Below are 11560 nucleotides of genomic sequence, written 5' to 3' on the forward strand. Positions count from 1 at the left end.
ATTGGCCTTGGCCTTGCGCGCGGCGATGGCCTTCATCGCACCCGCGACGGCACCGGCGCCGCCCATGTCCCACTTCATGTCTTCCATGCCGGCCGCCGGCTTGATCGAGATGCCGCCGGTGTCGAAGGTCACGCCCTTGCCGACCAGTGCCAGCGTTTCCGCATCCGCCGCACCGCCATTCCACTTCAGGACCAGCAGGCGCCCTTCGCGCGCCGAGCCCTGACTGACGCCCAGCAGCGCGCCCATGCCCAGATCGCGCATCTGCGCCTCATCGAGCACGGTCACTTCCAGACCCAGACCCTCGACGTCGTTCAGGACGCGCTCGACGAAGGTCTCGGGATAAAGCTTGTTCGGCGGCTCGGACACGAGCGTACGGGTCAGTTCCAGACCGCCATTGACTGCATGGATGGCGGCATAGGCGGCTTCGGCCTCGCTGCCCGCATCGACGATCGCGACTCGCGTCAGAGTGGGCTTCGACGCTTCGGGCAGCTTGGTGCGATAGACGTCATGACGCCAGCCACGCTGGACCGCGGCACCGGCAAAGGCCGCGACCGCCGCCGGTGACGGCTTGGTGCCAAGGCCGGTCAGCACGAGCGAGGCCGACGATGCCGTGGTCAGCAGCTTGGCGGTCAGCGCGCCGCCCGCCTTGCGCCAGTCCGCCTCGGTGCCGTCACCCACGCCCAGCATCAGGATGCGGCGCGCCTTGCCTTCGAACGGCACGAACAGCTCCACGCTGCTGCCGGCATCGCCCTTGAACCGGTTGGCCTCCGCCGCCGCCAGGGCGAGCGAGACCATGTCCGCGCCGCCGGCTTGACCGAAGTCCTTGCTTCCCTTCGCAATGGGAAGGACGAAGACATCGCCGGTGTCGACGGTGGAGGTGAAGGCGATCTGCATGGGAAACCCCTGATGAACAAATAACTGTTGCTACCATCTAGGCGCTGAGACGAGCGTGGCAAGCACGCGATTGCAGCGAAGGGCCGGTGATGCGATAGGCGGACCATTCGCGCCGTCACCCTGCCGGGGGGAGGCTTTCATCATGTCGGCAAGGACGGATCTGGTATCATCGTGTTGCGAATGACCCTTTTGACCGGCAGCGCGCTGCCCCTCGCTCTTTTCGCAGCCCAGCCCGTATTCGGTCAGGACCTGCAGGACCGGCCCGTGCCGCCACCGCCCGCCGACGGTCCCGCGCCCGAGGACCCCGATCAGGTGAAGTTCAGCGCCGGGCAGCTGGAATATGACATCGACGCCGATATCGTGACCGCGACCGGCGATGTCCGCATGAATCGCCAGGGCGAGCGGCTTCGCGCCGACAAGGTCACCTGGAACCGCAAGACGGGCAAGGTGCTGGCGACCGGTAACATCGCGGTCACCAATCCGCAGGGCGATATCGCCTATGGCGATCAGATCGAGCTGACCGATTCGCTGAAGGACGGCGTGGTCGACAATATGCTGGTCGTGCTGGAGCAGGGCGGCCGCCTCGCTGCCGATCGCGGTACACGTCAGGCCGATGGCACCGTCAACCTCGAACGCGCCGCCTATACCCCCTGCGCGGTCGAGACGTCGGAGGGGTGCCCCAAGGAGCCGTCTTGGAAGATCACGGCGGTCCGCGTCACCTATCGCCCCGACCGCGAACGCGTCTATTTCAACGGCGCGCGGCTCAACCTGTTCGGTCTACCCAGCATTCCCCTGCCCCGCCTGTCCGCGCCCGTAGGATCGGGCGGTGACAGCGGCTTCCTGACGCCCGATATCCGCCTCGACCGCGTCAATGGCGTCGAGGTGGCGGTGCCCTATTACTGGCGGCTGGCGCCCAATCGCGGCCTGACCGTCACGCCGCACGTCTTCACCGCCGTGTTGCCGATGATGCAGGCGCAATATGAGGCGCTGAACTCGCTCGGCGCCTATCGGATCACGGGTTATGCGACCGCCAGTCGGCGCAGCGACGACCTCAATACGCTCAATCCCACCGATACGACCCAGGCGTTTCGCGGCTATCTCGATGGTGTCGGTCGGTTCCAGTTCTCGCCCGAATGGAGCCTGTCGGGTTCGCTGCGGCTGACGACCGACCGCACCTTCCTGCGCCGCTACGACATCTCGCGCGACGACCGGCTGCGCACCACGGCCAGCCTGGAGCGGATCGACCAGAACAGCTATTTCGCGATCAACGGCTGGTACGTCCAGACGCTGCGCGTGAACGACCCCCAGGGTCAGCAGCCGATCGCGCTGCCCGAGATCGATTATCGCCGGCGCTTCGACGACGGGCTGCTCGGCGGCAAGTTCGAGATGCAGCTCAATACGCTCGCGATCAGCCGGACCGAGGGACAGGATACGCAGCGTGCGTTCGCCAGCATGCGCTGGGACCTGCGCCGCCTGACCAATTGGGGGCAGGAGGTGACCTTCACCGCCTATGCGCGCGGCGACGCCTATAATTCCAACAACATCGTCTCTACGCCTCTGGTCTATCAGGGACTGGAGGGCTTTCAGGGGCGCGCGATCGGGGCGCTCGCCGTCGATGTGAAATGGCCGTTCGTCGGCGAACTATGGGGCGGCACGCAGCGCTTCACCCCGCGCGTCCAGATCGTCGCGAGCCCCAAGATCCGTAACATCGAAATCCCCAACGAGGATGCGCGCGCGGTCGATCTGGAAGACTCCAACCTCTTCGCGCTCAATCGCTTCCCCGGCTATGACCGGTTCGAGGATTCGACGCGCATCACTTACGGCGCGCAATGGGCGCTGTCGCTGCCGGGCTTCACCTTCGACACGCTGGTGGGGCAAAGCTTCCGGCTGAACGACCGGCCGACGATCCTCTATCCCGGCACCGGCCTGTCGGATCGCTGGTCCGATATCGTCGGGCGGACCGAATTGCGGTTCCGCGACTTCGTTTCCCTGACCCACCGTTTCCGCATCGACAAGGACAGCTTCGCGGTGCGTCGCAACGAGATCGACGCGACGGTCGGCTCGCGCGCCACCTATGTCCAGGCGGGCTATATCCGGCTGAACCGCAACGTCTTCACCTCGATCGAGGATTTGCAGGACCGCGAGGAGATCCGGCTGGCGGGGCGGGTGCAGTTCGCGCGCTTCTGGTCCGCGTTCGGATCGACGGTCGTCGATCTGACCGACCGGTCGGAAGATTCGCTGTCGCTGTCCGATGGCTTTGATCCGATCCGCCACCGCCTCGGCGTGCAATATGAAGATGATTGCCTTCGTCTGGGCTTCACCTGGCGGCGCGATTACGTGAACACCGGCGACGCCCGCGCGGGCAACAGCTTCCTGTTGACGCTGGCGTTCACCAATCTCGGTCGCTAAGCCCCTATTCAGCATGCTGGACCCATATCGCGACGGTTACGCGCCTCGAACAGGCGCGATGAGGATCACAAACACGGTGAAGCAGAATATTCGTAACCACAGCCGCCGCCTTCGCGCAGGCGTCACGTTGATGCTGACCGCCGTTGCGGCCGGCGCGATGGCGCAGACCGTGCCCGACCAGACGATGCCCGAAACCGGCGGGCTGAACATTCCGTCGAACCTTCAACTGTTCGGCAAGCTGGACCCCAATGTCCGCAAGCCCACCGCAATCGTCAACGACACGGTGCTGACGGGTACCGACCTCGACCAGCGCATGGCGCTGGCCATGGCGCTGAACAACGTGACGAAGCTCTCGGAAGAGGACCGCGATCGTCTGCGGATGCAGATCCTGCGCCAGCTGATCGACGAGACGTTGCAGATCCAGGAAGCGAAGACCGCCGAGATCACGGTGACCGCGCCCGAGATCGATCAGGCCTATGCCCGCTTCTCGCAGCAGTTCGGCAAGACGCCGAAGCAGATGAGCGCCTTCCTGCGCGAGGCGGGATCGTCGGACCGCTCGATGCGTCGCCAGATCGAGGGCGAACTGGCCTGGGCGCGCTATCTGCGCAAGCGGGTCGAGCCGTACGTCAATGTCGGCGACGAAGAGGTGAACGCCATCCGTGCCCGCCTGGAAGCGGCGAAGGGCACCGAGGAATATAACCTCAAGGAAATCTTCCTCTCCGCCAACGAAGCCACGCAGCAGCAGGTTTTCGCCAATGCGCGCCAGATCATCGGCGAAATCCAGAAGGGGCAGCAGCCCTTCGAATATTTCGCACGCAGCTTCTCCGAGGCGTCGACCCGCGCGGTGAACGGCGACCTGGGCTGGGTGCGCGGGGCGCAGCTTCCGCCCGAGCTTCAGGCGGCGGTTCAGTCGATGCAGGTCGGGCAGGTCGCCGGCCCCATCCAGATTCCGGGCGGGTTCTCGATCCTGTACCTGACCGACAAGCGCCAGGTGCTGACCGCCGATCCGCGCGACTCGCGCCTGTCGCTCAAGCAGCTGACGATCAAGTTCCCCGCCGGCACGACCCAGGCGCAGGCGACCGCGCGCGCGGCCGACTTCGCCAAGGCGACGCAGGCCATTCGCGGCTGCGGCGATGTGCAGCGCGTGGCGACGACGCTGAAGGCCGAGGTGGTCGACAATGACCAGGTCACCATTCGCCAGCTGCCCGCCCCGCTTCAGGAAATCCTGTTGAAGATGCAGATCGGCCAGGCGACGCCGCCCTTCGGCTCGCCCGAACAGGGCGTCCGCTCGCTGGTGCTGTGCGACCGCGAGGAACCGCGTTCGGGCAACCTGCCGACCAGCGACCAGATCCAGAATCAGGTCGAGCAGCAACGGGTGAACCTGCGCGCCAATCAGAAGATGCGCGATCTTCGCCGCGACGCGGTCATCGAATATCGGTGAGCCGGATATGCGCATGACCCGGCCCCTGGCGATCTCGATGGGCGATCCCGCCGGCATCGGACCCGAAATCATCGCCAAGGCCTGGGCCGCACGGGCCGAAGCCGATCTGCCGCCCTTCATGGCGGTCGGCGATGCGCGTGCGATCGCGAAGGTCTGGGATGGCCCTACCGTCCGCGTCGGCGATATCGGCGAAGCGGTGGCGGCCTTCGATCGCGGCCTGCCGATCCTGTCGGTGGACGATGCGGGCGAGATCGTACCGGGACAACCCGATGTGGAGGGTGCGCGCTGCGCGCTCCACGCGCTGGAGCTCGCGGTGGGTCTCGTACGGTCCGACGCCGCGGCGGCGCTGGTGACCGGGCCGGTCAGCAAGGCACAGCTGTACGATATCGGCTTTACCCATCCCGGCCAGACCGAGTTCGTCGCCGAGCGCTGCGGCGTGGCGGGCGCCAACGCGGTGATGATGCTGGCCGGGCCGACCCTGCGCGTCGTGCCGATCACCACCCATGTCCCGCTGGCGGCGGTATCCGGCCTGCTGTCGGTCGAACTGATCGTCGCCAAGGGGCGTGCGACCGCGCGCGGCCTGTTCCGCAATTTCGGGATCGAGATGCCGCGTCTCGCCTTCGCCGGCCTGAACCCCCATGCCGGGGAGAGCGGCGCGATCGGCCGGGAGGAGATCGCGTTCATCGAACCCGCCATCGCGCAACTACGCGCCGAGGGGATCGATGCGACGGGGCCATTCGCGGCCGACACGCTGTTCCACGCGCGCGCGCGAGCCCGCTATGACGCGGTGCTATGCTGTTATCACGATCAGGCCCTGGTGCCGATCAAGACGCTGCATTTCGATGAGGGGGTCAATATCACCCTCGGCTTGCCGATCGTGCGGACCTCCCCCGACCACGGCACCGCATTCGGCATCGCGGGGCAGGACCGGGCACATCCCGGTGCGATGATCGCCGCCATCGCGATGGCAGGCCAGGCGGCGGAACGCCGGGCGCAGCTGGCCAACTGATATGGAGCCCGTCACACCCCTGCCCCCGTTGCGGGAGGTCATCGCGCGCCATGGTCTGTCGGCCTCCAAGTCGCTCGGGCAGAATTTCCTGTTCGACGGCCAATTGCTCGCGCGCATCGCCGCCATTCCCGGCGACCTGACCGATCAGGAGGTGCTGGAGATCGGCCCGGGGCCGGGCGGTCTAACCCGCGCGCTGTTGATGGCGGGCGGGCGCGTCACCGCGATCGAGCGCGATCGCCGCTGCATTCCCGCGCTGGCCGAACTGGCGGAGGCGTTTCCGGGGCGGTTGCGAGTGATCGAGGGTGATGCGTTGCGGATCAATGCCCCCGAGCTGTTCGAGGGGCAGCCGCACATCGTCTCCAACCTGCCCTATAATGTCGGCACGCCGCTGCTGGTTGGCTGGCTGTCGGGGGCGTGGCTGCCCTGGTGGAAGTCGTGCACGCTGATGTTCCAGAAGGAAGTCGCCGAGCGGATCGTCGCGGCGCCCGACCAGTCGGCCTATGGCCGCCTGGCGGTACTGACCCAATGGCGTAGCCAGGCGCGGATCGCGATGCCCGTCCACCGCTCGGCCTTCACCCCGCCGCCCAAGGTAATGTCGGCGATCGTCCATATAACGCCGGCCCCGGCGCCCGAAGGTGTCACATTCCGCACGCTGGAACGACTGACGGCCGCCGCCTTCGGTCAGCGTCGCAAGATGCTGCGCCAAAGCCTGAAGCCGGTCGCGGGAGCGGTCGAGGCGCTGGAATCGATCAGTATCGACCCTGCACGGCGGGCGGAGACATTGTCGGTGGCGGAGTTCGTCGCGCTCGCGCGGGCGCTGGGGTAGCGGCTGGTTCCGTCCAGATTGCCTTCTCGCGCGCAGGTGAGCCCACTATGCCGTTCAGCCCGAGCGAAGTCGAAGGCTATGCTCTATCATCGCGGTTAGGCTGATGGAGGGCAGGGAGAAGTGTTTCTCCCTCGCCAACCTATGAACACTCAGTTCTTCGCCGGCACTTTCGTCTCGACCTGCGCCGTCGCGACCGGCGGCGGCCCCTTGGCGATCACGGCGGCGAGCGCGGTCGCATCGGCGCAGTCCTGTTTGCACAGCGCCTTGATCTTCGTCAGGTTCTCCTTGGCGCGCGCCACCGCGCCCTTCTCGACCAGCGCCTCGCCCTGACCGCGCAGCGCGCGCAGGTCATTGGGCTCCAGCAGCAGCGCCTCGCGGTACAGCCGGATCGCCTTGCCAGGCAGGCCGCGCGCGTCGGCCACTTCGGCCAGCACGATGAACGCGGCCCGATTGCGCGGATCGACGACCACCGCCGTCTCCAGCGTGTCGGTCGCGGCGTCGAGATTGCCCGCCGCCTTCTGCGCCCGTCCCTGTTCCAGCAACTGCATCGAACGCGGGTCGATCTGCGCATCGGGGCGCTGGCCGCTGAGCGAGGTGGTAACCGAAACCACCGCCAGCGCGGCCGCGGCGGCCATGGACGTCAAACGCATGAGGAACTCCGAACTGGGCACTGACGCCGATGCTAGCATGGCGCCCGGAGGCAGGCGACAAAAAACCCGTCCGTGCCGTGCCGCGCCGGGTCCAGCCGCCGGCCGGCGCCATGGGCGGCACCAATGTCATGCGGCACCGGTTCGACAGACCAGCCGTGATGCGCGTCGAGGAATGACGACACCTGATCGTCGCCTTCGGCATCGAGCAGCGAGCAAACGATATAGACGAGCCGCCCGCCCGGCTTGACCAGTTGCGCCCCCACATCCAGCACGTGGCTCTGCATCATGCGCAGGCGCGCCAGCCGATCGGGCGTCACCCGCCAGCGCGCCTCGGGATTGCGGCGCCAGGTCCCGGTTCCCGAACAGGGCGCATCGATCAGGACTCCGTCGGCCCGGCCGGCCCAGTCCGCCAGCATCTCGCCTTCACGACCGGGATTGAGCAGCCGGCTCTCGACGATCGTGACGCCCGCGCGCTCGGCCCGCGGCGGCAGGCGTTGCAGCCGACCGCGATCGATGTCGCACGCCAGCAGCGCGCCGCGATTGTCCATCGCCGCCGCGATCTGGAGCGTCTTGCCCCCTGCCCCGGCGCACAGGTCGACCAGCCATTCACCGGGTTTGGCGGCAAGTGCCATGCCGACGAGCTGGCTGCCCTCGTCCTGCACCTCGACCAGGCCGGCACGGTACATCTGCGACTGTTCGATGGGGGTACCATTGGCGAGGCGCAGACCCAGGGGGCTGAGATGTGTCGGGGCCGCGTCGGGCCATTCGGCCATGACCGCATCGCGCGTGGTCGCCAACGTGTTGACACGGACGTCGAGCGGTGCGCGCGCGATCAACGCCGCCTGCTGCCCGGCATCCAGGCCCGAAGCGGCGAGCGCCTCGACCAGCCAATCGGGGGCGACGCCCGCGGTCGCGCGCGGCTCGTGCGCATCGATCGGCGCCGGACCATGGGCGGAACCATCGAAGGTCGCCGTCAGGTCGGCGTCGCCATCGGCGAGCGCCAGCACCGCCGCCCGCCCGCTGGCCGGCACGGGTCCCGCGTGACGGATGGCGGCATAGACCAGTTCGCGGACCGCACGCCGGTCCTTCGATCCGGCATAGCGGCGCGTCGCGAAATAGCGGGCGATCAGCGTATCGGCGGCGGCACCGCCCGCCGCAGCGGAGGCGATGATGGCGTCGAGCAGCTCAATCGCCGCCTGGGTGCGGGCAGCGGGCGTCATGAACGGGCGTCCGTCACGTTGGCGGGCGTCGGATCAGCGGGTCGGATAATTGGGCGCTTCCCGCGTGATCGTCACGTCATGAACGTGGCTTTCCTTCAGGCCCGCACCGGTGATCTGGACGAACTGTGCCCGCTCGCGCAGGGCTTGCAGCGTGGCGGAACCGGTATAGCCCATCGCCGCCTTGATGCCGCCGACCAGCTGATGGATGACGTCACGCGCCGGCCCCTTATAGGCGACCTGGCCCTCAATGCCCTCGGGCACCAACTTCATCTGATCCTTGATGTCGCCCTGGAAATACCGATCCGCCGATCCGCGCCCCATCGCGCCCACCGAACCCATGCCGCGATAGGACTTGTAGGCACGCCCCTGATACAGGAAGGTCTCGCCCGGTGCCTCCTCCGTCCCCGCGAGCAGCGAGCCGACCATGCACGCGCCGGCACCGGCGGCCAGCGCCTTGGCCAGATCGCCCGAAGTGCGCAGGCCGCCATCGGCGATAACCGGCACGCCGGCCTTCCAGCCTTCTTCGGCGCAATCCATCACGGCGGTCAGCTGCGGCACGCCGACGCCGGCGACGACGCGGGTCGTGCAAATCGAACCCGGCCCGATGCCGACCTTCACCGCATCGGCGCCCGCATCGATCAACGCGCGGGTGGCCGCCGCCGTGGCGACGTTGCCGGCGATCACCTGCACAGTGTCGGACAGCTTCTTCGCCGCCTCGACCGCGCGGGCGACGTCACGGTTATGGCCGTGCGCGGTGTCGATGATGACGCAGTCGACCTCGGCCTCGATCAGCGCGCGGGTCCGCTCAAAACCCTTTTCGCCGACCGTGGAAGCAGCGGCAACCCGCAGGCGGCCCGAGCCGTCCTTGGTGGCCGAGGGATAGGTGACGGCCTTCTCGATATCCTTGACCGTGATCAGGCCGACGCAGCGATAGCTGTCGTCGACGACCAGCAGCTTCTCGATCCGACGTGCGTGAAGCAGGCGGCGCGCCTCGTCCTGGCCGACGCCGACCTTGACGGTCGCCAGATCCTCATGGGTCATCAGCTCGGAGACGGGCTGGTTGGGGTTTTCGGCGAAGCGGACGTCGCGGTTGGTCAGGATGCCGACCAGACGGCCGTCGAACTCCACGACGGGAATACCGCTGATCCGGTGGCGCGCCATCAGCGCCTGCGCCTCCGACAGGGTGGCGGTCGGCGAGATGGTGATCGGGTTGACGACCATGCCGCTCTCGAACCGCTTGACCTGACGGACCGCGGCCACCTGTTGTTCAACAGTCAGGTTGCGGTGGAGCACGCCCATGCCGCCCAGCTGCGCCATGACGATCGCCATGTCCGCCTCGGTCACCGTGTCCATCGCCGCCGACAGGACGGGGATGTTGAGCGCGATCGAGCGGGTCAGTTGCGTGCGCGTGTCCGCGCTGCTCGGCAGAACGTCGGACTCCTGGGGCACGAGGAGCACGTCGTCGAAGGTGAGGCCGAGGCGGATATCCATGGGGCTGCCAAATCCTGCGGAGGGAACAAGTGGCGGGCCATGTAACCAAAGCAAGCCGTTCCCGCTAGGCCCTTGCTGCACCGCCATGCTAGGATCGCACAGGATCGATGGATTGGGAGGGATGTCGATGGGTCTGATCATTGCCGCACTGGCCGTGCTGCTGCTGCTGTTATACCTGATGATGTCGATCAAGATCGTTCGTCAGGGCTATCAATACACCATCGAGCATTTCGGGCGGTACACCGGCACCGCCGTTCCCGGCTTCAATTTCTACCCCGCCTTTTTCTACCGCGTCGGCCGCCGCGTGAACATGATGGAGCAGGTGATCGACATTCCGGGGCAGGAGATCATCACCAAGGACAATGCGATGATCTCGACCGACGGGGTCGTGTTCTTCCAGGTGCTCGACGCGCCCAAGGCGGCCTATGAGGTGTCGGACCTCTATGTCGCGCTGCTGAACCTCGTCACCACCAATCTGCGCACCGTCATGGGGTCGATGGACCTGGACGAAACCCTGTCCAAGCGCGACGAGATCAACGCGCGACTGCTGAACGTCGTCGATCATGCGACGACGCCCTGGGGCGTGAAGATCACCCGTGTTGAGATCAAGGACATCCGACCGCCGGTCGACATCGTCAACGCCATGGCCCGCCAGATGAAGGCCGAGCGTGAGAAGCGCGCCAACATCCTGGAGGCCGAAGGCTCACGGGCCTCTGAAATCCTGCGCGCCGAAGGACAGAAGCAGGCGCGCATCCTGGAGGCCGAGGGGCGGCGCGAGTCGGCCTATCGCGACTCCGAAGCGCGCGAGCGTGCGGCCGAGGCAGAAGCCAAGGCGACACGCGTCGTGTCCGATGCCATCGCGCAAGGGGGCACGCAGGCGATCAACTATTTCGTCGCGCAGAAATATGTCGAGGCGGTCGGTAAGTTCGCGACCAGCCCCAATGCCAAGACCATCCTGTTCCCGGTCGAGGCAACCCAACTGATCGGTACGCTCGGCGGCATCGGTGAATTGGCCAAGGATGCGTTGGCGTCGAACAAGCCCGGCACCGTCACCACGCCCCGCGCGACCACCAAGCCGGGGCCGTTCGACCAGTCCGGTTCGTGACGATCGGCGATCTCGATCCCGCCGCGCTCTGGCTGGCGGGCGGGCTGGCGCTGGGCATCGCCGAGCTGTTCGTACCGGGGGTATTCCTGATCTTCCTGGCGATCGCGGCCGGTGTGACGGCGTTGACGCTGTGGGCGATTCCCGAATTGCCGATCATGCTGCAACTCGCGGAGTTCGCGGCCTGGAGCGTCGTATGCGTCGTCATCGGGCGGCGCTGGTATCGGGATTTCCCGGTCGACAGCGATGCGCCGGTTCTCAACGAGCCCGCTCGGCGGTTGCGGGGACAGGTGGTGACGGTGACGTCGCCCATTGTCGGCGGCGAGGGACGCGCGCGGCTAGGCGATGGCGAATGGCCGGTGCGGGGGCCGGAAGCGGCGACGGGCGCGCGGTTGCGAGTCGCGCATGTCGATAATGGGGTATTGCTGGTCGAGCCGCTGTCGGATTGAGGCTGATGGTTGGGCGTGGCCTTCGACTTCGCTCAGGCTGAACGGATTGCAGGGTTACTTACTAACTTC

The 11560-nt window shown here is 66.9% G+C and carries 10 protein-coding genes; 6 read left to right on the forward strand and 4 right to left on the reverse strand.

Going from position 1 to position 11560, the window contains the following annotated elements; all coding sequences use genetic code 11:
* Window positions 1-894, reverse strand: an 894-nt coding sequence (locus ACQKJZ_RS15140; protein ID WP_427732016.1) for a M17 family peptidase N-terminal domain-containing protein, incomplete at its 3' end; no start/stop codon positions are given.
* A gap of 180 nt (window positions 895-1074) precedes the next feature.
* On the opposite strand from ACQKJZ_RS15140, the gene ACQKJZ_RS15145 reads away from it, so the two are divergent.
* Genes ACQKJZ_RS15145 through rsmA form a run of 4 tightly spaced genes read left to right on the forward strand, consistent with a single transcriptional unit; the run spans window position 1075 to window position 6579 of the window.
* Complete coding sequence (locus ACQKJZ_RS15145; RefSeq protein WP_427732018.1) at window positions 1075-3303, forward strand: LPS-assembly protein LptD; 2229 nt, start codon at window positions 1075-1077, stop codon at window positions 3301-3303.
* 58 nt (window positions 3304-3361) lie between these two features.
* A complete protein-coding gene (locus ACQKJZ_RS15150; protein WP_427732020.1) occupies window positions 3362-4744 on the forward strand; it encodes a peptidylprolyl isomerase in 1383 nt (460 codons plus the stop codon).
* 13 nt (window positions 4745-4757) lie between these two features.
* Window positions 4758-5753, forward strand: a complete 996-nt coding sequence (gene pdxA, locus ACQKJZ_RS15155; RefSeq protein ID WP_409529623.1) for a 4-hydroxythreonine-4-phosphate dehydrogenase PdxA — start codon at window positions 4758-4760, stop codon at window positions 5751-5753.
* Between the two features lies 1 nt (window position 5754).
* Window positions 5755-6579 (forward strand): 16S rRNA (adenine(1518)-N(6)/adenine(1519)-N(6))-dimethyltransferase RsmA, encoded by an 825-nt coding sequence (gene rsmA / locus ACQKJZ_RS15160; RefSeq protein ID WP_427732022.1) that lies wholly within the window; start codon window positions 5755-5757, stop codon window positions 6577-6579.
* Window positions 6580-6728: 149 nt separating this feature from the next.
* Here the strand turns inward: rsmA and ACQKJZ_RS15165 are convergent, their stop codons facing one another.
* Genes ACQKJZ_RS15165 through guaB form a run of 3 tightly spaced genes read right to left on the reverse strand, consistent with a single transcriptional unit; the run spans window position 6729 to window position 9940 of the window.
* Window positions 6729-7229 carry a tetratricopeptide repeat protein gene (locus tag ACQKJZ_RS15165; protein ID WP_312490249.1) on the reverse strand — a complete coding sequence of 167 codons (501 nt, stop codon included), beginning with the start codon at window positions 7227-7229 and terminating at the stop codon, window positions 6729-6731.
* A 32-nt stretch (window positions 7230-7261) separates the two neighbouring features.
* Entirely contained in the window at window positions 7262-8449 is a 1188-nt protein-coding gene (locus ACQKJZ_RS15170) for an RsmB/NOP family class I SAM-dependent RNA methyltransferase (protein ID WP_427732025.1), read from the reverse strand.
* Window positions 8450-8482: 33 nt separating this feature from the next.
* Entirely contained in the window at window positions 8483-9940 is a 1458-nt protein-coding gene (gene guaB, locus ACQKJZ_RS15175) for an IMP dehydrogenase (RefSeq protein ID WP_427732027.1), read from the reverse strand.
* 127 nt (window positions 9941-10067) lie between these two features.
* On the opposite strand from guaB, the gene ACQKJZ_RS15180 reads away from it, so the two are divergent.
* Window positions 10068-11045: an SPFH domain-containing protein gene (locus ACQKJZ_RS15180; protein WP_427732029.1), complete on the forward strand. Its 978-nt coding sequence runs from the start codon at window positions 10068-10070 to the stop codon at window positions 11043-11045.
* A complete protein-coding gene (locus ACQKJZ_RS15185) occupies window positions 11042-11491 on the forward strand; it encodes an NfeD family protein (RefSeq protein WP_427732031.1) in 450 nt (149 codons plus the stop codon). The genes ACQKJZ_RS15180 and ACQKJZ_RS15185 overlap by 4 nt, the downstream gene beginning before the upstream one ends.
* The last annotated feature ends 69 nt before the right edge of the window (window positions 11492-11560 follow it).

Origin of the sequence: Sphingomonas sp. NPDC019816 (genome assembly GCF_050274375.1) — a bacterium.
Taxonomy (GTDB): domain Bacteria; phylum Pseudomonadota; class Alphaproteobacteria; order Sphingomonadales; family Sphingomonadaceae; genus Sphingomonas.

Excerpts from the sequence above, each read along its gene's own strand:
- ACQKJZ_RS15165 (WP_312490249.1), bottom strand. The coding sequence starts at position 7,229 with ATGCGTTTGACGTCCATGGCCGCCGCGGCCGCGCTGGCGGTGGTTTCG.
- ACQKJZ_RS15150 (WP_427732020.1), top strand. The coding sequence starts at position 3,362 with ATGAGGATCACAAACACGGTGAAGCAGAATATTCGTAACCACAGCCGC.
- pdxA (WP_409529623.1), top strand. The coding sequence starts at position 4,758 with ATGACCCGGCCCCTGGCGATCTCGATGGGCGATCCCGCCGGCATCGGA.
- ACQKJZ_RS15145 (WP_427732018.1), top strand. The coding sequence starts at position 1,075 with ATGACCCTTTTGACCGGCAGCGCGCTGCCCCTCGCTCTTTTCGCAGCC.
- rsmA (WP_427732022.1), top strand. The coding sequence starts at position 5,755 with ATGGAGCCCGTCACACCCCTGCCCCCGTTGCGGGAGGTCATCGCGCGC.
- ACQKJZ_RS15180 (WP_427732029.1), top strand. The coding sequence starts at position 10,068 with ATGGGTCTGATCATTGCCGCACTGGCCGTGCTGCTGCTGCTGTTATAC.
- ACQKJZ_RS15170 (WP_427732025.1), bottom strand. The coding sequence starts at position 8,449 with ATGACGCCCGCTGCCCGCACCCAGGCGGCGATTGAGCTGCTCGACGCC.
- guaB (WP_427732027.1), bottom strand. The coding sequence starts at position 9,940 with ATGGATATCCGCCTCGGCCTCACCTTCGACGACGTGCTCCTCGTGCCC.